The sequence below is a fragment of the Ideonella sp. sgz306126 genome (assembly GCF_056032705.1).
On record NZ_JBVYWP010000003.1, the window covers coordinates 500,325 to 523,453 of the forward strand.

Sequence of the window (23,129 nt, forward strand, 5' to 3'; positions counted from 1 at the left end):
TTCTCCACACAGGAAAGCAGCGCGCGGCCGCGGTCATCCGGTGGGACGACCGCGGCCGCGAGCATCGGCCCCCAGGCCGGATCGACGCAGGCCGGTCAGAGCGAGGTCGGGGTCGAACTGCCGGCCGGCGGCGCGTTCAGCACCGTGCCCAGGTTCGGGTCGAGGAAGAGCGCCGCGGCGTTGCCGCTGCCGGTGAAATCGAACATGTCCATGATCGAGCCGGCGCTGGCGTCGAACGAACCGCCGCCCAGGCGGGTGCCGGCCAGCCAGTTGTCCTCGATGAAGCGCACGATCGAGGCTTGCGAGATCTGCACGTGGCTGACGTAGTTCGTCTTGGCCCAGGGCGAGATCACCATGAACGGGATGCGGGTGCCCGGGCCGCAGCGGCCGTTGACCGGCAGGCCGTTGAGGCCCGGCAGCGCGGCGCCCGTGCCGCACACGCCGGCCCCGTTGAGCTGATCGGCACCGCCGTCGAACGACGGGCTGGTCGGGTTGGCGTAGGCGTGGTCATACCAGCCGTCCGAATCGTCCCAGGCGACGATCACGACGGTGTTCTTCCAGTCGGGCTGCTGCTGCAGGAAATTGACCACCTGGGTCAGGAAGGCCTGCTCGCTGAGCGGGTCCGAGTAGCCCGGATGGCTGTCCTGGTAGGCCGGCGCCTTCAGGAAGCTCACGGACGGGAAGTTGCCTGCCTCGACCGCGGCGTAGAAGTCGTTCAGGCCGTACTGGTGGTTGGCCGGCTCGGGGGTCTTGCCGTCGGTCTGGACGCTGGAGCCGATCGCCGCGACCGAGCTCGGCCGGGCATGGGTCGGGTTGGCGGTGGAGGCGTAGTACTGGAACCAGTTGTGGTGCGGGATGTAGTCGATCATCGCCGATCCGCCGACCACGGTGTTCAGCGTGCTGCGGCCGCAGCCGGTGCTGCCGTTGGCGTTGGTGGTGCCCAGGTTGAAGCCGCCCATGAAGCCGCCCCAGCTGATCTTCTGCGCGTTGAGCAGGTCGCCGATGTTCTTGCCGGTCATCATCGCGGTCTTGCTCGTGCTGGAGCAGGCGTCGTAGCCCGGGTCCACGTCGTTGACCATGGTGTAGCCGCCCTGGCCGTCGTTGACGTAGAACGAGGGCACGGCGACGGTCGACGACTGCGCGTTGCCGGTGTTGAGCACGATCTGCATGCCGTTGGTCTGGCCCGAGATCGCTTCGAGCGCGCCGGGGGTCGACGGGCCGTAGGTGTCGGTGTAGGCGTTGTCGCTCATCGCGAAGTGCTGGGCGTAGTTCCACAGCGCGGTGACCGTGTTGCCGTCGTAGTAGCCCATCACCTGGCCCTTGGTGCCGAACGCGCCGGCGCCGCCGGTGCTGCCCTTGCCGGTGTACAGCGGGAACAGGTCGGCCGCGCCGTTGTCGTTCGCCATCTGCTCGGCCGAGTAAGCGTGGTTCTGGTCCGCGCTGGCCGCCTGCGTGCGATCGAGGCGGAACGGGTTGGCCGCATTCGTGCCGTTGGCGGGGTTGGTGAAGTTGGGATTGCTGGTCAGCAGCGCGCCGCTCAGGCCGTTGACCGTCGGCGTGCCGCCGGCGGCGGTGAAGGCCGGCTCGCCGGTGACGTTGGCCGCATTGGGGTAGGTGGCGAAGTAGTGGTCGAACGAGACGTTCTCGTCGTACAGCACGACCACGTGCTTGATCGGCGTCGCGGTGGTCAGCTTGTCCTGAGCGCTGAGGGCCGCGGCGACGGCGGGCGCGCCGGTCGACGAGCCGTCGGCGCAGGCGCCCAGGCTGAGCACGGCGCAGGCCAGCGCGGCACTGAAAGCGGTTTTTTGAAGCATGGCAAGAACCCGTTGGTTGAGGAGCGGCGTGCCCGCAGCTCGGCACGCCAGGACCCGCACGTTACGGGCCGGCGATGACAAGGACATGAAAGCAAGGACCCGGCGGACGCCTGCCCGGACAGGTGTAACACCTGGCGGACCCGCCTGCCGGAGCCCGGCCTGCCCGCAGGCCTGCGCGATACTGCCGCCGGCGCGAAGTTTGCGCTGCGATCCGATCCTGGTGATGTGCAGTTTCCCGAAGACCGTTGTTTCGTTGTTCCTGGCCGGCGCCTGCCTGGTCGCCGGCGCCCCTGCGGCCCGCGCTGAGACCCTCTCCGGCGCCGGCTCGTCGGCGGCGGCGCCGGTCTACCGGATCTGGGCCGCCGAATACGCCAAGGACCATGGCGACGCGCTGAACTACCGGCCGGTCGGCTCGGGGGCCGGCATGGCCAGCATCGTCAAGCGCGAGGTCGATTTCGGCGCGTCGGATTTCATCGCCAGTCCGGCCGAGCTGCGCAAGAACGACCTGATCATGTTCCCGACCGTGATCACCGGCGTCGTGCCGGTCGTGAACCTGCCCCATGTCGAGCCCCACGCGATGCGCCTGACCGGCGAGGTGCTGGCGCGCATCTTTCTCGGCCAGATCACGCAATGGAGCGATCCGGCCCTGCGTGCGCTGAACCCGGACCTGCGCCTGCCCGCGCAGCGGATCCAGCTGGTGGTCCGCGCCGACGGGTCGGGCACCACGTACCATTTCTCCGACTACCTGAGCCGCGTCAGCCCGGCCTGGAAGCAGCGCTTCGGGGTCGCCAGCCGCTTCGACTGGCCGGCCACCGCGCTGGCCGTGCAGGGCAGCGGCGAGGTGTCCAGGACGGTTCGTGCCACCGCCGGCGCGATCGGCTACATCGACTACAACTATGTCGTCGACGACGGCCTGACCGACGTGCTGATGCGTAACGCCCAGGGGCGCGACGTGCAGGCTGCGGTGGAAGGGTTTCGCGAAGCGGTCCGGCACAGTACCTGGTACAGCCGCGGCGATTTCTCGACCGAGATCAACGACGCGGCCGGCGACAGCACCTGGCCGATCACGATGGGCACCTACATCGCCGTGCCGCGCGTGAGCCGGCAGCCCGCCAGGACCGAGCGCGCGCTGCGCTTCGTCACCTGGGCCTACCTGCACGGCGACGCGCTGGCCCGCCAGGCCCGCTTCGTTCCCTTGCCCGACAAGGTGCAGGCCAGCGCCTATGCCGAGATCTCCAAGGTCGTCAGCGCCAGCGGCGAGCCGATCGGCGTCAAGACGATCGGCGAGCTGGTGCGCTGAGCGTCAGCTCGCCAGCACGATGGTGTCGCGCCCCTGGCGCTTGGCGTCGTACATGCCGGCATCGGCCCGTGCGATCAGCGACGCGACGTCCTGATCCTCCGCCCGCCGGGTGGCCACGCCGATGCTCAGGCTCAGTGCCGGGCTGCCCGGCGGCAGATCGACCTCGGCGGACCTGACGAAGGCCTGGATGCGCTGCATCGCCTGCAGCGCGCCCGCAGGGCCGGTGTGCCGCATCAGCACCAGGAATTCGTCGCCGGCCCAGCGTCCGACGCGGTCGCTGTCGCTGTCGCGGGCGTGGTGCTGCAAGGCCTCGGCGACCCGCTTGAGAATTCGGTCGCCGGCCTCGTGCGTGCCCAAGTCGTTGAAGCGCTTGAAGTGGTCGACGTCGATGAATGCGATCGACAGCGGCTGCGGGTGGTGTTGGCCGAGGCGCCAGGCCGCGGCCAGCTCGCGCTCGATGCCGCTGCGGTTCAGCAGCTCGGTCAGCGAATCGGTGTGGACCAGCCGGCGCAGGTCCGCGATCAGGCGGCCGATGACCAGACCCAGGAACGAGATGTTGAAGGCCGCCGCCGCGATCAGCGTCGAGGCGACGATGCCGGGATTCGACAAGGGCGCGGGCGGGTTGCGCGAGACGCTGGCCGGGTCGAGGGCGATCTCGGCGATGCGGGCGACCACGAACAGCGCGAACAGCGCCCCCGGCGCCCAGGCCAGCGCGCCCCAGCGGCCGAATTCGCGGTGCAAGGGCTTGCGGATCAGCAGGATGGGCAGCAACAGCAGGCCGACGATCGTGGCGTCGTAGGCCACCGCGCGTGCGGCCGGCGGCACCGCCACGGCGAAGTCCAGCGCCTGGAATCCCGCGCCGGCGAACAGCAGGCCCAGCCACAGCCGGCGCCACCTGGCGTGGCCATTGACGAAGACGTCGATGCCCAGGTCGGCACAGGTGTAGGCCAGGATCATCGCCATCAGCACGCCCGCCGGCAGCGGGCCCGGCACCACGGCCAGGCGGCGGATCGCCTCCAGGCCGATCGCCTGCACGAAACAATGCGCGGCCCACAGCAGGCTGGCGCGGCGTTCCTCGCGCACCAGCGCCGACAGCAGGGTCCAGCCCAGGCCGTAGAGCACGAACTGGATGACGAGCAACGGCGCCACGCGGCCTATCTCGGCCGGCCACGCGCCGCGCCGCGATGCCGCGCGGCCGCCGGCGGTTCGGCCGGCTGGCGGTGCAGTACAGGGGCCGTGTCGATGTCCATCGGCGCGATTGTCGACGATGGAAAGGTTGTGCCGCTGCCACGACGCCGGCGCCTTGCCGAGCGGCCGGCTTGCAGTCCGGCCCGGGCGAGTCAAAATGCGCGCGGCCGGCCAGGCATCGCGCCCGGGGCGCCGCCGGCTGACACCGCATTACCTTGAAGGCCGACACGACGGGCGACGACGCAGTACCAGATGCCCCGACACGACACCCCCTCCCGCGGGGCGACCGGCCTGACCTGGCTGGCGCTGGCGCTGTTTGCCGTCTTCGTGGCCAATTTCGCGCTCTATGTCGTGTCCGAGAAGCAGATCGACCGCGCGAACGAGGCCCGCCAGCGCTCGTTCGCGCTGGCGCAGGAGTTGCGCCAATCGTCGGACGACCTGACCCGCATGGCCCGGACCTACGTGGTCACGGGCGACCCGCTCTACCGCCGGCACTACGATGACATCCGGCGCATCCGCGACGGCCGCGAGGCGCGGCCGGTGGATTACCATGACCCGTATTGGGATCTGGTGCTCGGCGACGACGTCCGCCCTCGTCCTGACGGTGCCGCCGTGCCCTTGCTGACGCTGATGCGCCAGGCCGGATTCACGCCGGACGAGATCGCGTTGCTTTCGCAAGCCGAGCGCAGCTCGAACGCGCTGACCCGCACCGAGGTCGAGGCGATGGCGCTGATCGGGAGCGCCCGCACGCCGACCGAGGCCGAGCGCCGCCATGCGGTCATGATGTTGCACGACGATGCCTATCACCGGGCCAAGGCGGACATCATGCGGCCGATCGGGACCGCCATCGCGATGGTCGATCGGCGCACCCGTGCCGCGGTCGGCGCGGCGGCCGACCGGGCCAGCGTGCTGCGGGCGTGCCTGATCCTGTTCGGGCTGGCACTGGTGGGCGTGCTGTGGCGGGCCCGTCGCCACCTGCAGATGGTGCTGGGTGGCTCGGTCGAGGAGGTGCAGGCCGGCATCGCCCGCCTGGGCGGGGGCGACTTCGCGGCCCCGCTGCCGCTCGCGCCGGCCCGCGGCGACAGCGTGCTGGGCTGGCTGGCCCAGACCCGGCACCAGCTCGCCGAGCTGGCCGCACAGCGCCGGCAGGCCGAAGAGGGGCAGCACCGGCTGATCCGCGCGCTGCGCGTGCTGAGCGACTGCAATTTCGCGCTGACCCAGGCGCGCGACGAAACCGGCTACCTGGCCGAGGTCTGCCGCATCGTCGTCGGCAGCGGCAGCTACCGGATGGCCTGGGTCGGCTATGCCGAGCACGACGAGACCAGGACGATCCGCCCGGTGGCCCAGTCCGGCGACCTCGGCGACTACCTGGGCAGCGTGCGGATCTCATGGGACGCATCGCATGACGTCGGCCTGGGTCCGGCCGGCCGGGCCATCGTGACCGGACATACCCAGGTCAACCAGAACTACGACAGCAACCCGGAGATGGCGCCGTGGCGGACGGTGGCGACGCGCCATGGCTTCCAGTCCAGCATCGGCCTGCCGCTGGCCGGCGAGGGCGTCGTTTTCGGCGTGTTGAGCGTCTATGCCGCCGCGCCGGACGCGTTCGAGCCGCAGGAGGTCGAACTGCTGGAGGAGCTGGCCCGCAACCTGACGCTGGGCATCGCCGCGCTGCGCATGCGGGCCGAGCGCGACCGGGCCACATCGGCGAACACCGCCAAGAGCGTGTTCCTGGCCAACATGAGCCACGAGATCCGCACGCCGCTGAACGCCATCGTCGGGCTCGCGCACCTGTTGCGGCGCACCGCGGCGCCGGCCCAGATCGACTGGCTGGACAAGATCAACGCGGCGGCCGACCACCTGCTGGCGGTGATCAGCGACATCCTCGACATGTCCAAGATCGAGGCCGGCAAGCTCGAGCTCGACCAGGTCAACTTCTCGCTGGATGCCTTGCTCGACCATGTGCGTTCGCAGAGCGCCGACCCGGTCGCTGCCAAGGGACTGCGGCTGAGCGTCGATCCGGGCGACGTGCCGCTCTGGTTGCGCGGCGACCTCACCCGGCTGCGCCAGGCCTTGCTCAACTACACCAGCAACGCCATCAAGTTCACCGAGCGCGGCGACATTCATCTGAGGGCCCTCCTGGTCGAACGGGGCGCTGCCGACGTGCTGGTGCGCTTCGAGGTCGAGGACACCGGCCCGGGGATCGCGCCCGACGCGCTCGACCGGCTGTTCCAGGCCTTCGAGCAGACCGACGCCGCGGTCGGTCGGCACTTCGGCGGCAGCGGCCTGGGGTTGGTGATCACGCGGCGGCTGGCCGAGCTGATGGGGGGCCAGGCCGGCGCGAGCAGCCAGGTCGGCCGCGGCAGCACCTTCTGGTTCACCGCGCGGCTGGGCCTGGGCCATGGCGTGATGCCGAGCGACGAGACCCGGTCCCGCGTGCAGCCCGACGACATGCTGCGCGCGGAACATCGAGGCGCGCCGGTGCTGCTGGCGGAAGACAACCCGGTCAACCGCGAAATCGCGCTGGAACTGCTGCATGCCGCAGGGCTGGATGTCGACGTCGCGGTCGACGGCCAGGAGGCGGTCGACCGGGCCGCGGCGAAGGACTACGCACTGATCCTGATGGACATGCAGATGCCGCGCCTGGACGGCCTGCAGGCCACCCGCGCGATCCGCGCGATGGAGGGCCGGACGTCGACGCCGATCCTGGCGATGACCGCCAATGCCTTCGAGGAAGACCGGCGTGCCTGCCTGGAGGCCGGCATGAACGATTTCGTCGTCAAGCCGGTGCAGCCGCGGACCTTGTACGCCGCGCTGCTGAAGTGGCTGCGGCGGCGGTCCACCGTTTAACGCTTCTTTACGGCGGGGCCAATCCCAGCTGACATGCTGGACGGACCATGCGGACATCGCCTTGATGGCGCTGAAAGGATGATCATGAACTTCCCGCCCCTGTCGCGCTTCGCCCGCTGGACGGTGCTGGGCCTGCTGGTCTCGGCCATCGGTGGCCTGGGCCTGGTGGCGCTGGCATCGGCGCACGAGCGGCCCGCGGACGGTCCGGCCTGCGGCCACGGCATGCCGCCGATGCGCGGTCTGGGCGGCGGCATGGGCGGCCTGCCGATGGGCGGCTGGATGCTGGACCACCTGCTCGCCGACGTGAAGGCCACCGACGCGCAGCGCGACCAGATCCACCAGATCGCCGAAGGCCTGCGCCAGGACGGTCAGGTCCAGGCCGAGGCCGCCGCCGCCGATCACGAGCGGATGATGGCCTTGTTCACCGCACCGACGGTGGATGTCCAGGCGGCCGAGGCGTTGCGCGAGCAGATCGCGGCGCGGCGCGACGAGGCCAGCAAGCATCGGCTGGTGGCGATGGTCCAGATGGCCAACGTGCTGACGGCGGCCCAGCGCCAGCAGATCGCCGACCACATGAACCGCCTGCATGCCCACCTGGCCCAGATGCACCGCCAGGGCCGCCTGCCGGGTCGCCGTCCGCAAGGCCCGGCCGCTGCTGCCAGTGCCGGTGCCCAATGACATTTCCGAAAGGGGGGCGATGATGTCGTATTCTCTGCCAGGCCTGCATGCCGTTCGCCAAGGGGCGAGCGGCGTGGTCACGGCCCAAGACATGCAAAACGCCCGACTGCTCCTGATCGACGATGACAGCCGTTTGACCGCCATGGTGGGGGATTACCTGCGCGGTCACGGCTACGAGGTGGACACCGCCGGCTCGCTGGCGATCGGCCGTGACCGCCTGCGCGGCGCGCCCTACGACGCGCTGGTGCTGGACCTGATGCTGCCCGATGGCGACGGCCTGGACCTGACCCGCGAGCTGCGCAGCGACGCCCGCACCCGGCGCCTGCCGCTGCTGATGCTGACGGCGCGCGGCGAACCGATGGATCGCATCATCGGCCTGGAGATCGGCGCCGACGATTACCTGCCCAAGCCGTTCGAGCCGCGCGAGCTGCTGGCGCGCGTCAAGGCCTTGCTGCGCCGCGCGGCGCCCGAGCCGCAGGGCGACGACGTGCTTCAGTTCGGCCGCCTGGAGATCGACCTGGGGGCCCGCGAGGCGCGCCTGGACGGGCAGCGCTGCGATCTGACCGGCCACCAGTTCGAGTTGCTGGTGGTGCTGGCCCAGAGCCCGGGCCGGGTGTTGAGCCGCGACCAGATCATGGACGCGTTGCGCGGCCATCCAATGGAAGCCTTCGATCGCTCGATCGACGTGCACGTCTCGCGCATCCGCTCGGTGATCGAGGACGATCCGAAGAACCCGAAGCGGGTCCTCACGGTGCGCGGCACCGGTTACGTCTTCGCCCGCAAGCAGGACGGCGAGTGATGTCGGTGGCGCGCGGCGGGCCGGCCGCTGCGGCGGCGACCCGCGCGCTGCCGGCCGGGGGCGCGATCCGGCCGTGAAATCGCTCTACCTTCGCATCTGGCTCACCGTGGTGGCCGCGCTGGCGCTGTTTGCGCTGGTCACGGGCTGGCTGGTGCAGCACCATCTGGAGCAGGAGCGCGTCCGCGGCGAGGCCGAACTGGCCGAACGCATGTCGGGTTGGGGCGCGCTGATCCAGAGTTCGCTGCCGGGCGCGGATGCGCCGGTGGAAGTGCAGGCCGACGCGCTGCGCGACTGGTCGCGCCACCTGCGCCTGCCGCTGGCGCTGGACGACGCCAACGGCAAGCGCATCGGCGCCAGCGAGTCCTACCTGCGTCGCGAGGCCGATGGCCAGGCCGCCCGCCGCAGCGCGTCCATCCGCTTGAGCGATGGCCGCCGGCTGTGGATGCTGCGCCCGTTCCTCAACCGCCTGCGCCGCAGCGATCTGGGTCTGGACGGCTCGCTGGCGCCGCCGGGTGCGCTCGACGACGACCGCGGCGGCGGCGCGCCGTCCTTCGGCGCGCCGGGCGAGCGTCCGCCGCCGGACGGGACCGGCCCGATACCGCCCGAGCTGGCGCGGATGCGGGTCGAGGTGCCTTCGTCGTGGCCCTTCGTGCCTCACGATTGGCCGGCCAGCCTGGTGCTGGCCATGCTGCTGGGCCTGCTGTTCCTGGCCGTCGCCGGCGGGGCCTATCCGGTGGTTCGCGGCCTGACCCGGCGGCTGGAGCAACTGCGCCAGGGGGTCGAGGCCTTCGGTGCCGGCGCGCTGCACCAGCGAGTCGCCGTGGTCGGCCACGACGAGGTCGCGGCGGTGGCCAACAGCTTCAATCTCGCCGCCCAGCGCATCGAGGCCCTGGTGCAGTCGAACCAGAACCTGCTGGCCAACGCCAGCCACGAACTGCGCTCGCCGCTGGCCCGGCTGAAGATGGCGGTGGCGATGCTCGACGGCGCGCCGCTCGCGATGCAGGCCTCGCTCGGCCGCGAGATCAACACCAACATCGCCGAACTCGACGCGTTGGTCGAGGAAGTGCTGTTGTCCAGTCGGCTGGAGGCGGGTGCGCCGATGGAACTGCAGGACAAGGTCGACCTGCTGGGGCTGGCCGCCGAAGAAGCGGCGCGGGTCGGGGCCGAGGCCGATGGCGCGGCGATCACCGTCCTCGGCAGCGACCGCCTGCTGCGCCGGGCGGTGCGCAACCTGCTCGAAAACGCGCGCCGCTACGGGGGCGACGAGGTGAACATCGAGGTCCTGTGCGCCCAGCCCGGGGCCGACGTGCAACTGAGGATCTGCGACCGCGGCCCGGGTGTGCCGGCAGAACTGCGCGAACGCATCTTCGAGCCGTTCTACCGACTGCCCGGCCATGCCGAGCGCGAGGGCGGCGTGGGCCTGGGCCTGGCGCTGGTGCGGCAGATCGTCGAGCGCCACCACGGCAGCGTGCGGTGCGAGCCGCGCGACGGCGGGGGCAGTTGTTTCGTGATCAGCCTGCCGGCCGAGCGGGTGCTGCCGTCCGCCTGACGCGGTGCAGCTTCAGCCGACCCGGTCAACCCGGCTGCAGCCGCTGGCCGCCCCGGGGTCCGGGCCGTCGGGCTGCCGCAGCGGCGTCGCCCGCTCGGCATAGCGGTTGAACCGCCAGGCGGTGGCCTCCCGCGTGATGCGGTGCCACACCTGGCGCTTCTCGGCGGGGCTCAAGCGCGGCCAGTGCTGCACCTCGGCCTCGGTGCGCCCGCAGCCCTTGCACAGCGGATCGCCCTGCGCCGTGGTGCAGATCGCGATGCACGGTGCATCGGGGGTGCTGGCGTACCAGTCCAGCCAGGCCTGCCGGGCCGCCGGGCTCAGCCGGTCTTCATCGACCTCGGCTTCGCGGCGATAGGCCATGCGGGCGTAGACGTCGGCCAGCGCGCGGACCTCGGCACAGGCGCTCAAGCCGTCGCGGGACGGCCGGCGTTCGCGCCACCAGTTGATGGCCAGTTCGAGATCGTCGATGGGGATGCCCGCCATGGCCGCTCACAGCGCCTTGGTGCAGAGCTTGAAGTCGGCGTCCTCGGCGAAGGTCTTGACGCCGAAGCCCAGGCTGCGCATCAGCCTCAGCATGCCCTCGTTGTTGGCCAGCACCAGCCCCTCGATCTCCGCCAGCCCCTTGCTGCGGGCCACGTCCATGATCGACAGCATCAGGCGCGAGCCCAGGCCCTGGCCGGCATAGCCGTCGGCCACCACCAGCGAGAACTCGCAGCTGGTCTGGTCCGGGTTGGTGATGTAGCGCGAGACGCCGATGATTTGCTCGGTCTCGGTGACCGATCCATCGTCGTGGACGGTGCGGGTGCGGTGCACGGCGGTCAGCGCCATCTCGCGGTCGTAATCGATCAGCGTGTAGCGCGCCAGCATGCGCGCCGGCAGTTCCTGCATCGAGCTGACGAAGCGGAAGTAGCGGCTTTCGGGCTTGAGGCCGCGCACCAGGTCCTGCAGCATCTGCGCGTCGTCGGGCTGGATCGGCCGGATGGTGTAGAGGTCACCGCCCTTCATCGGCCACTCGCGCTCCAGCCCGGCCGGGTAGGGCAGGATCGCCAGGTGGTGGTAGGCCTGGGTCTGCGGCCCGGCATGCTCGATCACGACGCGCGCATCCACGGCCACCGCGCCGTCTTCGTCGACGATGATGGGGTTGATGTCCATCTCGCGCAGCTGGGGCAGCGCGCAGACCATTTCCGAGACCCGCAGCAGCACCTGCTCCAGCGCCTCCAGGTTCACCGGCGGTGCGCCGCGCCAATGGTCCAGCGTCTCGGCGACGCGGGCCCGCTCGATCAGCCGGCGCGCCAGGAACTGGTTCAGCGGCGGCAGCTCCATCGCCCGGTCGGCGATCAGCTCGATCATCGTGCCGCCGGCGCCGAAGGTGATCACCGGGCCGAAGGGATCGTCGGTCGACAGGCCGATGTAGACCTCGCGCCCGCGCGGCTTGCCGCTCATCGGCTGAATCGTGACCCCGTTGATGCGCGCGCCCGGCTGGGCCTTGGTCACCGCGGCCAGCATGTCGTTGAAGGTATCGCGGACCTGCGTGGCGGTCATCACGTTCAGCGCCACGCCCTGCACGTCGCTCTTGTGGCTGATGTCGGGCGAGTCGATCTTCAGCGCCACCGGGTAGCCGGCCTGGGCGGCGATCAGCATCGCCTCGCTGGCGCTGCGCGCCAGCGTGGTGCGGGTGACGGGGATGTGGAACGCGGCCAGCAAGGCCTTGGATTCCATCTCGGTCAGCACCCGGCGGCGCTCGGCCAGCACGCCTTCGATCAGCAGCCGCGCGCCTTCGGCGTCCGGCGTGGCGAGCGTGGAGAGCGGCGGCGGCGTCTGCTGCAGCAGCTGCTGGTTCTGGTAGAAGCTGGCGATGTTGCCGAAGGCGTCCACCGCGGCTTCGGGCGTGCGGAAGCTGGGCAGCGGCTTGGCGGCGAGCAGCACGCGTGCCGCGCCGACGCTGTGGTCGCCCATCCAGCACGCGATCACCGGCTTGCCCAGGCGGGCAGCGGCGTCGACCACGGCCTGCGCGATCAGCTCGGCGCCGGCACCGGGGTAGCTGGCGGGCTTGGGCGAGTAGATGGCCAGCGCGCCGTCGACGCTGGTGTCGGCGCCGCAGGCCTCGATCGCGGCGCGGTAGTGCGCGTCGGTGGCGTCCTCGCCGAGGTCGATCACCTGGGTCAAGGTGGCGCAGGGCGAGAGCAGGGGTGCGAGGGCGGCGCGCGTGGCGTCGCCCAGGCGTGCCACCTCCAGGCCGATCTCGTTGGTCCAGTCGGCGGCCAGCACGCCCGGACCGCCGCCATTGGTGACGATGGCCAGGCGCTTGCCCACCGGGCGGTAGCGCGAGGCCAGGCATTTGGCGGCCGAGAACATCTGCGTGAAGGCGCGCACCCGTACCACGCCGGCGCGGCGCAGCGCGGCTTCGAAGACATCGTCCGATCCGACGATGGCGGCCGAGTGGGTCAGCGCCGCCGTGGTGCCGGCGGGCTTGCGTCCGGCCTTCATCACCACCACCGGCTTGATCGATGCGGCCGCCCGCAACGCGCTCATGAAGCGGCGGGCGTGGGTGATGCCTTCCATGTAGACGAGGATGCTGTGGGTGTTGCCGTCGGCGGCCAGGAAATCGAGCACCTGGGCCAGGTCGACGGCGGTGTTGGCGCCCAGCGAAACCACGGCGGAAAAACCCACGCCGTTGGACTGGGCCCAGTCCAGCACCGACGCCGTCAGCGCCCCGGACTGCGAGACCAGGGCCAGCGGCCCCGGGTTCGCCAGCGGTCCGGCGGCACTGGCGTTGAGTTTGAGCAGCGGGCGCTGGAAGCCCAGGCTGTTCGGGCCCAGCAGGTGCATGCCATGGCGCCGGGCCACCGCTTGCAGCGTGGCGCACTGGGCGGCGGGCAGGTTGGCCGACAGCACCAGCGCGGCGCGGCAGCGGATCCGCCCGGCGATCTCCAGCGCCGCTTCGATCTGCTCGTGGGGCAGCGCGATCAGCGCCAGATCGGCGCGCGAATGGGCCAGATCCGACAAGGTGCCGGTCATCGCGACGTCGAGGAAGCTGACCTCGCCCTTGAAGCCGTTGTGGGTCAACTGGGCCAGCATCGCCCGGGCCATCGGGGTGGCCTGATCGGGCTGGGCCGGATCGCCGGCAAAGACGACGATCGAGCGAGGCGAAAACAAGGGCGTGAGAAAGTGCTGATCCACGACGGCAGGCCGGGGCGACCCCCGATTGACATGATGGCGCGAGCATACGCCTGTCAGGGCGTCGCCACGGTGGCGCCGACCCCACCGTCTTGCCCTGCGTCAAGCGGCGTCGCAGAGCAGGCCGTCGGCGATCCAGCGTTGCAACTGGGTGGCCACGATCTGCGCCGCCGCGGGCGTTGCCTGTCCGACGGCCGCCAGCTCGCTCCAGGCCGACAGCGGTTCGCCGCGCAGGGCGGCGCGCAGCAGGCGGGCCTCGGCGTCGGGCAGCGAGCGCCAGTGCGTGTCCAGGCCCTGGCGCCACACCAGCAGGTCATGGGCCAGCGCCTCGGGCTCGGCGGTGGCGGCGTCGTGATCCGCGGTCAGCGCCTGCCAGATCGGCTCGACCGCCCACCGCATGGGCACGAGCCGCACCGAGGGGTGGGGCCTCAGGCGCAGCGCCGGCCAGTCGTCTGCGGCGAGGCCCGCGAGCGCGTCGCGGTCCAATGCCGTGGCGTCGGCCGCGTCGAAGCTGCTGCCCAGCGCCCATTCCATCCGCACCAGATCGACCAGCGCGGGATGGGGGACTCGCCGGTCCGGCGCGTCGGCCAGATGCTCGGCCAGCGCGTCGCCGAACCAGCGGATCGACGGCTGGCGGTGCGGGCGGTGGGCCAGGTAGTCCAGCGCCAGGGCCTCGAAGTCCTCGTCGCCCAGCACCCGGTGCAGCACCGGATAGTTGCTGCGCAGCGCCGCCACCAGGCGGGCGCGGTAGGCGTGGCGATAGATCTCCAGCCGCGGCGGCCGGCCCTTCAGCGGCTTCAGCAGGTCGCCGACTGAACCGTTCTCGGGACCGCTCAGGCCGCGTGCGAACAGGCGTTGCAGGCCACCCAGATCGGCCGTCATGCCGCGGCTCCCACCGCCGGTCGGGCCGGGGCGCAGGAGGCTTGCGCGGCGATCGCACGGGCCTGGTCCAACTCGGCGACCAGTTCGGCCAGCGGCGGGATGTGGTCGTCGCGTTCGATCATCGTCGGCACCGGGCCCAGGCGGCGGACGGCGTGCCGGTACAGTTCCCAGACCGCATCGACCACCGGGTGGTCGTGGGTGTCGATCAGGCCGTCGCCAGTGTCTTCGTGGCCGGCCAGGTGGATTTGCCGCACCCGGTGCGGTGGCATCGCATCGATGAAGGCGCGCGCGTCGAAACCGTGGTTGACGGCACTGACGTAGACGTTGTTGACGTCCAGCAGCAACTCGCAGTCGGCCCGGGCCAGCAGTTCGGCGATGAAGTCGGCCTCGCTCATCTCGTCGGCCGCCCAGGCCACATAGCTGGAGACGTTCTCCAGCACCAGGCGGCGGCCCAGCGCGTCCTGCACCTGGTGCACCCGGTCGGCGACATGGCGCAGCGCGGCCTCGGTGTAGGGCAGCGGCAGCAGGTCGTGCAGGTTGTGGTGATCGACACCGGTCCAGCACAGGTGGTCCGACACCCAGGCCGGCTCGACCCGCCGGATCAGCGTGCGCAGTTCGCTCAGGTAGCGGCGGTCAAGCGGATCGGCGCTGCCGATCGACAGCGACACGCCGTGCATCACCAGGGGCACGTCGCGGCGGATCGCGTCCAGGTGGGCCAGCGGCTTGCCGCCGGGCACCATGTAATTCTCGGAAATGATTTCCAGCCAGTCCACGCCCAGCGCCCGGGCCGGGGTGGCGCGAAACTCGGCATAGTGTTCGGGACGCAGTCCCAGGCCGAAGCCTTGCAGCGGCGCGTTCATGGCATCGAAGTGGGGATGTTGCGGCGAGGGCGCAAACGCCCTCGCCGCAAGGGGCCGGCGATCGGTGCGGCGCGGTGCTTACATGCCCACCTTGCCGCCGGCGGCGGTGCATTCCGCGGCCGACTTCTTGTTGACCCAGCCCTGGCCCTTGCAGGCGTTCTGGCCCTTGCATTGGTTCTTGGCGCTCGCGCACTCGGACTGGCCCTTGCAGGCGTTGGCGCCGGTGCAGTGCACGGCCATGCTGCCTTGGTCGGCGGCCGGCATCGGCTGTGCCGCCTGGGCGGCACCGAGGGCAAACAGGGCGGCCGCGGCCGCCGCGATGGCAACGCCGGAACGAGAGGCGGATGACGTCATGGGGATCTCCTGGATCGATGGGATGGGTTGAGAACTCGCTTGGTGCCGCCGCCTTGTCGCACGGCAGTCACCTTGCCGTCGTTCGTCGATGCGCGAGTGGCTTCCTTACATCGACGGCAAAGAAAATCCGGCGCCGGGCGACCGCCCGCGATCACCAGGATGCGCGCCCCATGCCCATCACGGTGCGGTACCACTCGTGGAAGTGCTTCATGCCGTCTTCCATCGGGCTCTGGTAGGGGCCGGCCTCGTCGTCGCCGCGCTCGAACAAGGCCTTGCGGCCGGCGTCCATGCGCTCGCCGATCTCGTCGTCCTCGATGCAGGTCTCCATGTAGGCGGCGCGCTGGGCCTCGACGAAGTCGCGCTCGAACGCGGCGATTTCCTCGGGGTAGTAGAACTCGACCACGTTGAGCGTCCTGCCCGCGCTCTGCGGGTACAGCGTCGAGACGGTGAGCACGTGCGGATACCACTCGATCATGATGTTCGGGAAGTAGGTCAGCCAGATCGCGCCCTGCCGGGGCGCCACGCCGCCGTTCAGGCGCATCACCGCGTCGCGCCAGCGCCGATAGACCGGCGAGCCGGCCTGCTTCAGCTCGTCGAGGATGCCCACGGTCTGCACCGAATGGTGCTTGCCGAATTCCCAGCGCAGGTCCTTGCAGGTCACGAACTGGCCCAGGCCGGGGTGGAAGGGACCGACGTGGTAGTCCTCCAGATAGACCTCGATGAAGGTCTTCCAGTTGTAGTTGCAGGTGTGCATCTCGACGTGGTCGAGCACGTAGCCCGAGAAGTCGAGGTCGGCCCGCGGGCCCAGGTGGGCCAGGTCGGCGGCGATGTCGCGGCCGTTGTCCTCGAACACCAGGCCGTTCCAGGTGCGCACCTTGTAGTTGTTCAGGTGCAGGCAGGGGTCGTGCTCGAAGTGCGGCGCGCCGATCAGTTGGCCCTGCAGATCGTAGGTCCAGCGGTGCAGCGGGCAGACGATGCTGCCGCGGGTGTTGCCGCGCCCGCGCAGCATCACCGCCTGGCGGTGCCGGCAGACGTTCGAGACCAGCTCGACGCCCTGTGGGGTCCGCACCAGGGCGCGGCCCTCGCCTTCCTGCGGCAGCGCGTAGTAGTCGCCCACCTCAGGTACGGACAACTCATGCGCCAGGTAGCGCGGTCCGTGCTGGAAGATGAGTTCCTGCTCGCGGCGCAGCAGGTTCTCGTCGAAGTAGGTGGAAACAGAGAGTTGAGAGCGCGCGCGCTCCAGAGCTTCCAGCGTGATGCTCAGGTTCGACATGATCCCCAGGATCTCCAAAAAACATGTCTGGTGGGCTTCGCTGGATCGCGCGCGCAGCGCGCGACGACGGGTTTGGCGAGGCCCACAACCCCCCACCCGGTGGCCCCGCGGGTGGGTTTGTTGACGGTGAGTCGCGGGCCCGGGAAGGGCCTGCGGGGCCCGGATTCTAACCGCGACCGTGGCGGCAACCGCCGCGGGGCCGCCCAAATGTCGCATTTGGTATCAGTCGGAGACCTTTGAAGTCCCGCGGCCCTCGGGAAAACGCGCTGCCGCTGACTACAATTCCAGATTGTCTTTTCATCTGCCGAAATGTCCCGACCCGCCGTCAAACCTGCCGACCAGACTCCCGCGAGCTACGAAGAGGCGCTCGGCGAACTGGACCGGCTGCTGGTCGCCATGGAAGGTGGGCACCTGCCGCTGGATCGCCTGCTCGAGAGCTATCAGCGCGGCGCGCTGCTGCTGGAGTTTTGCAGGGCACGTCTGGAGGCGGTGGAGCAGCAAGTGAAGGTCCTGGAGGAAGGGCAGCTCAAGCCCTGGACATCGACATGAAGATCGAAAACTGTGAAACCTGGGTCGACCGGCAACTGGCCGCCGTGGAGTCCGCGCTGGATCAACTCGTGCCGGCCGAAGCGCCGGCCGGGTTGGGCCAGGCGATGCGCTACGCCGTGCTCGATGGCGGCAAGCGGCTGCGGCCGTTGCTGGCGTTGGCGGCCTGCGAGGCCGTCGGCGGCGACGCCTTCGCGGCGATGCGCGTGGCGGTGGCGGTCGAGCTGATCCATGCCTACTCGCTGGTGCACGACGACATGCCCTGCATGGACGACGACGCGCTGCGGCGTGGCAAGCCCACCGTGCACGTCCAGTTCGGCGAAGCCCAGGCGATGCTGGCCGGCGATGCCATGCAGGCCCTGGCGTTCGAAGTGCTGACCCCCGAGGACGGTATCGAGCCCGCGCTGCAGGCCCGCCTGGTCGGCCTGCTGGCTCGCGCTGCCGGTCAGGCCGGCATGGCCGGCGGCCAGGCGATCGACCTGGCCAGCGTCGGCCAGCCGCTGGACGAAGCCGCGCTGCGCGACATGCATCGCCGCAAGACCGGCGCCTTGCTGCAGGCCAGCGTGCTGATGGGGGCGGCCTGCGGCGCCACGACGCCGCAGACCTGGCACGAGCTGTCGACGTTCGGTGCGGCCATCGGCCTGGCCTTCCAGGTGGTCGACGACATTCTCGACGTCACCCAGGGTTCCGAGACGCTGGGCAAGACCGCGGGCAAGGACCTGGAAAACAACAAGCCGACCTACGTCACGGTGCTGGGGCTGGACGCCGCCGGCCGCCACGCCGCAGAACTGCGCGACCAGGCGCAGAGCGCGCTGGCACGGGCCGGGCTGGACGCTCCTCAGCGCCTGTCCTGGCTGGCGGACAAGCTGGTCGATCGCCGGAGCTGAGCACCATGCCTCACCTGCCCATCCCGTCCGGTTCCGCCGCCTTGGCCGAGGCGGGGCACCCCCTGCTCGAAGGCATCCACAGCCCGCAGGATCTGCGGTCGCTGTCGCGCCAGCAGCTCAAGACGCTGGCCAACGAACTGCGCTCCTTCCTGCTCCACAGCGTCAGCCGCACCGGTGGCCATCTGTCGTCCAACCTGGGCACGGTCGAGTTGACGATCGCGCTGCACCACGTGTTCAACACGCCCTACGACCGCCTGGTCTGGGACGTGGGCCACCAGTCCTATCCGCACAAGATCCTGACCGGCCGGCGCGAGGCCATGGCCTCGCTGAAGGCGCTGGGCGGCATCAGCGGCTTTCCGCGCCGCAGCGAAAGCGAATACGACACCTTCGGCACCGGGCACTCGTCGACCTCGATCTCGGCGGCGCTGGGCATGGCCCATGCTGCGCGACTGAAGGGCGAGAACCGCAAGGCGGTGGCGATCATCGGCGACGGCGCCTTGACCGGCGGCATGGCCTTCGAGGCCCTGAACCACGGCGGCTATGCCGGCGGCCACGGCCTGCCCGACATGCTGGTGATCCTGAACGACAACGACATGTCGATCTCGCCGCCGGTGGGGGCGTTGAACCGCTACCTGGCGCGCCTGTTGAGCGGCAAGTTCTACGCCGCGGCGCGCGAAGGCGCGAAGAGCGTGCTGCGCCACACGCCGCTGTACGAGTTCGCCAAGCGCTTCGAGGAACACACCAAGGGCATGGTCGTGCCCGGCACGATCTTCGAGGAGTTCGGTTTCAACTACGTCGGTCCGATCGATGGTCATGACCTGGACTCGCTGGTGCCCACGCTGGAGAACCTGCGCGAGGCCAAGGGACCGCAGTTCCTGCACGTGGTGACCAAGAAGGGCTACGGCTACCCGCTGGCCGAGGACGACCCGATCAACTACCACGGCCCCGGCAAGTTCGACCCGGCGGTCGGCCTGCAAAAGCCCGCCACGGCCCCCAAGCCGACCTTCACCCAGGTCTTCGGCCAGTGGTTGTGCGACATGGCCGAGGCCGATCCGCGGCTGGTCGGCATCACGCCGGCGATGCGCGAAGGCTCCGGCCTGGTCGAGTTCGAGCGCCGCTTTCCCAAGCGCTACCACGATGTCGGCATCGCCGAGCAGCACGCGGTGACCTTCGCCGCCGGCCTGGCCTGCGAGGGTCTGAAGCCGGTGCTGGCGATCTATTCCACCTTCCTGCAGCGCGGCTACGACCAGCTGATCCACGACGTGGCGCTGCAGAACCTGCCGGTGGTGTTTGCCCTGGACCGCGCCGGCCTGGTCGGCGCCGACGGCGCGACCCATGCCGGCGCCTACGACATCGCGTTCCTGCGCTGCATTCCGAACATGAGCGTGCTGACGCCGGCCGACGAGCGCGAGTGCCGCCAGGCCTTGAGCGCCGCATTCCAGCAGAATCACCCGGTGGCGGTCCGCTACCCGCGCGGCAGCGGCGCCGGCACCGCCGTGCTGCCCGATCTCAGCGCGCTGCCCTGGGGCCAGGGTGAAATCCGCCGTGAAGGGCGGCGCGTGGCGATCCTGGCGTTCGGCACCTTGCTGTATCCGGCCCTGCAGGCCGCCGAGCGGCTGGACGCCACCGTGGCCAACATGCGCTTTGCCAAACCGCTGGACCGCGATCTGGTGCTGAAGCTGGCGCGCAGCCACGACGCGCTGGTCACGGTGGAGGAAGGCTGCGTCGCCGGCGGCGCCGGTGCCGCGGTGCTGGAGTTGCTCGCTGCCGAGGGCGTCGTGCTGCCGGTGCTGAACCTGGGCTTGCCCGACGAGTTCATCGAGCATGGCGACGCCGCCAAGCTGCTGGCCCTGTGCGGCCTGGATGCCGTGGGCATCGAGCGCGCCATCGTGCAGCGCTTCGGCGCCGCGTCGCTGGCGCTGGTCAAGCCGGTGGCCGCCTGAGTTTCAGAACGCCGCCAACAACCCTATCGAACCCTGGCGCTTGACATTGCTGCCATGCTGTCGGTCCGAGACGTACCGGCCCTTTCATGAACCACCTGACCGACGCCCTGCACATTCCCGACACCCAGAGCGAGCGCGATGAACGCCATCTGGCCATCCAGCGCGTGGGGGTCAAGGACGTGCGCTATCCCCTGACGGTGCGTGTCGGCGGCGCCGACCAGCCCACCGTGGCGACCTGGACGCTGGACGTCGCGCTGCCCGCGGACAAGAAGGGCACCCACATGTCGCGTTTCGTGGCCTGGCTGGGAGACCAGACGGCGCCGATGGACGCGTCGCGGCTGCTGACGCAGTTGACCGCCATGCTGGACAAGCTGCACGCCGGCGAGGGCCGGGTGGAGGCCCGCTTCCCGTTCTTCATCCGCAAGCGCGCGCCGGTGTCCGGCCTGCAAAGCCTGCTGGATTACGCGGGGGCCTGGATCGCCGAGCGCCGCGGCGGCCTGACGTCGATCTGGGCCGAGGTCGGCGTGCCGGTCAAGAGCTTGTGCCCGTGCTCGAAGGAGATCTCCGACTACGGGGCCCACAACCAGCGCTCGCTGGTGACGATCCGGGTCGAGATCCTCGATCCGCTGGCGGCGCCGATCGAATGGCAGGAACTGGTCCGCTTCGCCGAGGAATCCGCCTCCAGCGAGATCTGGCCGATGCTCAAGCGCGCCGACGAAAAGTGGATCACCGAGCACGCCTACGAGAACCCGAAGTTCGTCGAGGATCTGGTCCGCGACGTGGCGCTGCGCCTGAACGCCGATGGCCGCATCGGTCGCTATGCGGTGGACGTCGAGAACTTCGAATCCATTCACAACCACTCGGCCTACGCGCGCATCGAGCGCACGTGACCGCTTGCCTTGCCCCAGGGCACGCGTCAACCCTCGCGCAGCCGGGCGCGCAGGTACTGCCCGGCGACGAAGATGTCCTTTTCGACCGCTCGCCGCACTCCCGCGCTGTCCTTGAGGGCGAGCGCGCGCAGCAGATCTTCGTGCGCGTCGTTGAGTACCGCCGACGCCTCGGGGCGGTCGAAAAGCTGGTTCGAGATCGGTCCGGCCTTCAGCCACAAGGTGTCGATCAGGCTCAGCAGCAGCGGTGACCCCGCCGCGCGGTACAGCAGAAGGTGGAAGTCTTCGTTGGCCGCCAGGTAGTCGCCGGGCTGGCCCGCCTTCAAGGCGCTGGCCATCCGCTCGGCCAGGACCTGCAGCGATGCCGCGTCGGTCGCGCCCAAGCGCAGGCAGCCGCGCTCGGCGGCTTCGCCTTCCAGCAGCATGCGCATCTGCAGCAGGTCGTCGAACTCGGGGATGCCCAGGCGCGGCACGGCCACGCCGGCGTTGGGCACGTTGACCAGGGCGCCCTCGGCGGCCAGGCGCTGCAGCGCCGCGCGGACCGGCATCTGGCCCACGCCCATCGCGGCGGCGACCGTGCGGATCTTCAGCCGCTCGCCAGGCAGGAAGCGGCCCACCGTCACCCACTGGCGCAGCGTGGCATAGACCGTGTCCTGCTGGGTGGTGGTCGCGGCACCCGTCATCGGCACAGGTCTGCCAGCACCGCATCGAAGGCGGCCAGCAAGGCCGCCACGTCTGCTTCGGTGGTCGCCGGGCAGATCAGCATCATGTTGTGGAAGGGCGTGATCAGCACCCCGCGATTCAACAAGCCCAGGTGGATCGCGTGCTCCAGCGCCGGGTTCATCGCCGCGCCCGCCTGCGTGCCGTTGACCGGCGGCACGGCGCAGAACTGAAACTCGACCCGCGCGCCGACCTGGGTCACGCACCAGGGCAGGCGGTGGCGGGCGATGCCCTCGCGCAGGCCTTGCGCCAGGCGGGCCGCCAGCGACAGCATCGGTGCGAAGACCTCGGGCGTCATCCACTGCGACAGCGTGGCGCGCATCGCCGCCATGGCCAGCAGGTTGGCGGTGAGCGTCGTACCGATGCCCGAATGGCCGGGCGGCGCGGCCCGCTTGGCGGCTTCGGCACGGGCCGCCAGTTCGGCGCTGAAGCCGTATGCGGCGCAGGGCATGCCACCGCCCAGGGCCTTGCCCACCACCACGGCGTCGGGCCGCAGGCCATGCGCCTGGCCATAGCCGCCGGGGCCGCTGCTCAGCGTGTGGGTCTCGTCCAGCACCAGCAGGCTGCCGTGGCGGCGAATCAGCTCGCCGGCCTGGGCCCAGTAGCCGGGTTCGGGCAGCACCATGCCGATGTTGGTCATCACCGGTTCGGCCAGCACGCAGGCGACGTCGCCGGGGGCCAGCGCGGCCTCCAGCGCGGCCAGGTCGTTGAACTCGACGACGCGCGTGGTGGCGGTGAGGTCGTGCACCTGGCCCAGCAGGCTGTCGCGCTGCACCGGGCGGCCGGCCTCCAGGTCGACGAACACGTCATCGACCGTGCCGTGGTAGCAGCCGTTGAACACCAGCAGCGTCGGGCGGGCGGTGGCCGCGCGCAGCCAGCGCAGCACGAAGCGGTTGGCGTCGCTGGCGGTCATCGCAAACTGCCACTTCGGCAGGCCGAAGCGCTGGGCCAGCAACTCGCCCACCGCCGCTGCGTCCTCGCCGGGCAGCATGGTGGTCAGGCCTCGCCGGGCCTGGGCCGCCAGCGCGTCGGCCACCCCGGGGGGCGAATGGCCGAACATCGCGCCGGTGTCGCCCAGGCAGAAGTCGGCCAGCTCGTGGCCGTCCGCGGTGCGCAGGTGGGCGCCTTGCGCCTCGGCCACCTGCAGCGGGAACGGCGTGCCCCAGTCGTTCATCCAATGCAGCGGCACGCCGAACATCAGGTGGGCGGCGGCGCGCTCGGCCAGTTCGCGCGAGCGCGGGTGGCTCCGGGCATAGTGCTCGCGCTCGCGCGCGAGCAGCGCCTGGGCGCGCTCGGGGTCGATGCCGGTGGTGCTCACCGGAGCGCTGTCGGGCCGGTCACCCTCTCTCTCCGAGAGGGAGGTCACCCCTTCGGGCGGCCGGGCGGGGCTCTTGGGCAGGGCAGGGGATGGCATGGGTGTCT

The 23,129-nt window shown here is 70.5% G+C and carries 19 protein-coding genes; 9 read left to right on the top strand and 10 right to left on the bottom strand.

What is annotated here, in order from left to right:
* Positions 1 to 95: 95 nt before the first annotated feature.
* Entirely contained in the window at positions 96 to 1,814 is a 1,719-nt protein-coding gene (locus tag AC0N04_RS10725; RefSeq protein WP_474281369.1) for a phospholipase C, read from the bottom strand.
* Positions 1,815 to 2,037: 223 nt separating this feature from the next.
* Between AC0N04_RS10725 and pstS the strand changes: the two genes are divergently transcribed.
* The gene (gene pstS / locus AC0N04_RS10730) at positions 2,038 to 3,114 is read left to right on the top strand and encodes a phosphate ABC transporter substrate-binding protein PstS (RefSeq protein WP_474281371.1); all 1,077 of its coding nucleotides are present in this window, start codon (positions 2,038 to 2,040) and stop codon (positions 3,112 to 3,114) included.
* 3 nt (positions 3,115 to 3,117) lie between these two features.
* On the opposite strand, the gene AC0N04_RS10735 is transcribed toward pstS, so the two are convergent.
* Positions 3,118 to 4,263 carry a GGDEF domain-containing protein gene (locus AC0N04_RS10735; protein ID WP_474281373.1) on the bottom strand — a complete coding sequence of 382 codons (1,146 nt, stop codon included), beginning with the start codon at positions 4,261 to 4,263 and terminating at the stop codon, positions 3,118 to 3,120.
* Between the two features lie 291 nt (positions 4,264 to 4,554).
* On the opposite strand from AC0N04_RS10735, the gene AC0N04_RS10740 reads away from it, so the two are divergent.
* The 4 genes from AC0N04_RS10740 (at position 4,555) to AC0N04_RS10755 (ending at position 10,178) form a co-directional block, all read left to right on the top strand.
* Positions 4,555 to 7,152: a hybrid sensor histidine kinase/response regulator gene (locus tag AC0N04_RS10740; RefSeq protein ID WP_474281375.1), complete on the top strand. Its 2,598-nt coding sequence runs from the start codon at positions 4,555 to 4,557 to the stop codon at positions 7,150 to 7,152.
* 84 nt (positions 7,153 to 7,236) lie between these two features.
* Positions 7,237 to 7,830 (top strand): Spy/CpxP family protein refolding chaperone, encoded by a 594-nt coding sequence (locus tag AC0N04_RS10745; protein ID WP_474281377.1) that lies wholly within the window; start codon positions 7,237 to 7,239, stop codon positions 7,828 to 7,830.
* A 91-nt stretch (positions 7,831 to 7,921) separates the two neighbouring features.
* Positions 7,922 to 8,629, top strand: a complete 708-nt coding sequence (locus AC0N04_RS10750; RefSeq protein ID WP_474281379.1) for a winged helix-turn-helix domain-containing protein — start codon at positions 7,922 to 7,924, stop codon at positions 8,627 to 8,629.
* 73 nt (positions 8,630 to 8,702) lie between these two features.
* Complete coding sequence (locus AC0N04_RS10755) at positions 8,703 to 10,178, top strand: sensor histidine kinase (protein WP_474281381.1); 1,476 nt, start codon at positions 8,703 to 8,705, stop codon at positions 10,176 to 10,178.
* A 12-nt stretch (positions 10,179 to 10,190) separates the two neighbouring features.
* On the opposite strand, the gene AC0N04_RS10760 is transcribed toward AC0N04_RS10755, so the two are convergent.
* The 6 genes from AC0N04_RS10760 to AC0N04_RS10785 all read right to left on the bottom strand — a co-directional run bounded on the left by AC0N04_RS10760 (position 10,191) and on the right by AC0N04_RS10785 (position 16,724).
* Entirely contained in the window at positions 10,191 to 10,661 is a 471-nt protein-coding gene (locus AC0N04_RS10760; RefSeq protein WP_474281383.1) for a DUF3717 domain-containing protein, read from the bottom strand.
* 6 nt (positions 10,662 to 10,667) lie between these two features.
* Entirely contained in the window at positions 10,668 to 13,358 is a 2,691-nt protein-coding gene (locus AC0N04_RS10765; protein ID WP_474281385.1) for a bifunctional acetate--CoA ligase family protein/GNAT family N-acetyltransferase, read from the bottom strand.
* A gap of 99 nt (positions 13,359 to 13,457) precedes the next feature.
* A complete protein-coding gene (locus AC0N04_RS10770; RefSeq protein ID WP_474281387.1) occupies positions 13,458 to 14,237 on the bottom strand; it encodes an HvfC/BufC family peptide modification chaperone in 780 nt (259 codons plus the stop codon).
* On the bottom strand, positions 14,234 to 15,097 hold the full coding sequence (bufB, locus tag AC0N04_RS10775; protein ID WP_474281389.1) for an MNIO family bufferin maturase: 864 nt from the start codon (positions 15,095 to 15,097) through the stop codon (positions 14,234 to 14,236). Before bufB ends, AC0N04_RS10770 begins: the two co-directional genes overlap by 4 nt.
* Positions 15,098 to 15,175: 78 nt before the next feature.
* On the bottom strand, positions 15,176 to 15,451 hold the full coding sequence (gene bufA2 / locus AC0N04_RS10780) for a BufA2 family periplasmic bufferin-type metallophore (RefSeq protein WP_474281391.1): 276 nt from the start codon (positions 15,449 to 15,451) through the stop codon (positions 15,176 to 15,178).
* A 151-nt stretch (positions 15,452 to 15,602) separates the two neighbouring features.
* Complete coding sequence (locus AC0N04_RS10785) at positions 15,603 to 16,724, bottom strand: aromatic ring-hydroxylating oxygenase subunit alpha (RefSeq protein ID WP_474281393.1); 1,122 nt, start codon at positions 16,722 to 16,724, stop codon at positions 15,603 to 15,605.
* Positions 16,725 to 17,033: 309 nt separating this feature from the next.
* Here AC0N04_RS10785 and xseB point away from each other — a divergent pair, with 309 nt between their 5' ends.
* From xseB to folE2, 4 genes are all read left to right on the top strand, one after another.
* Positions 17,034 to 17,273 (top strand): exodeoxyribonuclease VII small subunit, encoded by a 240-nt coding sequence (xseB, locus tag AC0N04_RS10790; RefSeq protein ID WP_474281395.1) that lies wholly within the window; start codon positions 17,034 to 17,036, stop codon positions 17,271 to 17,273.
* Entirely contained in the window at positions 17,270 to 18,157 is an 888-nt protein-coding gene (locus AC0N04_RS10795) for a polyprenyl synthetase family protein (RefSeq protein ID WP_474281397.1), read from the top strand. The genes xseB and AC0N04_RS10795 overlap by 4 nt, the downstream gene beginning before the upstream one ends.
* 5 nt (positions 18,158 to 18,162) lie before the next feature.
* A complete protein-coding gene (dxs, locus tag AC0N04_RS10800; RefSeq protein WP_474281399.1) occupies positions 18,163 to 20,100 on the top strand; it encodes a 1-deoxy-D-xylulose-5-phosphate synthase in 1,938 nt (645 codons plus the stop codon).
* 86 nt (positions 20,101 to 20,186) lie between these two features.
* The gene (gene folE2, locus AC0N04_RS10805) at positions 20,187 to 20,990 is read left to right on the top strand and encodes a GTP cyclohydrolase FolE2 (RefSeq protein ID WP_474281401.1); all 804 of its coding nucleotides are present in this window, start codon (positions 20,187 to 20,189) and stop codon (positions 20,988 to 20,990) included.
* A 26-nt stretch (positions 20,991 to 21,016) separates the two neighbouring features.
* Here the strand turns inward: folE2 and AC0N04_RS10810 are convergent, their stop codons facing one another.
* Both AC0N04_RS10810 and AC0N04_RS10815 read right to left on the bottom strand, forming a co-directional pair.
* Complete coding sequence (locus tag AC0N04_RS10810; protein ID WP_474281403.1) at positions 21,017 to 21,670, bottom strand: GntR family transcriptional regulator; 654 nt, start codon at positions 21,668 to 21,670, stop codon at positions 21,017 to 21,019.
* A complete protein-coding gene (locus tag AC0N04_RS10815) occupies positions 21,667 to 23,121 on the bottom strand; it encodes an aspartate aminotransferase family protein (RefSeq protein ID WP_474281405.1) in 1,455 nt (484 codons plus the stop codon). Before AC0N04_RS10815 ends, AC0N04_RS10810 begins: the two co-directional genes overlap by 4 nt.
* Between the last annotated feature and the right edge of the window lie 8 nt (positions 23,122 to 23,129).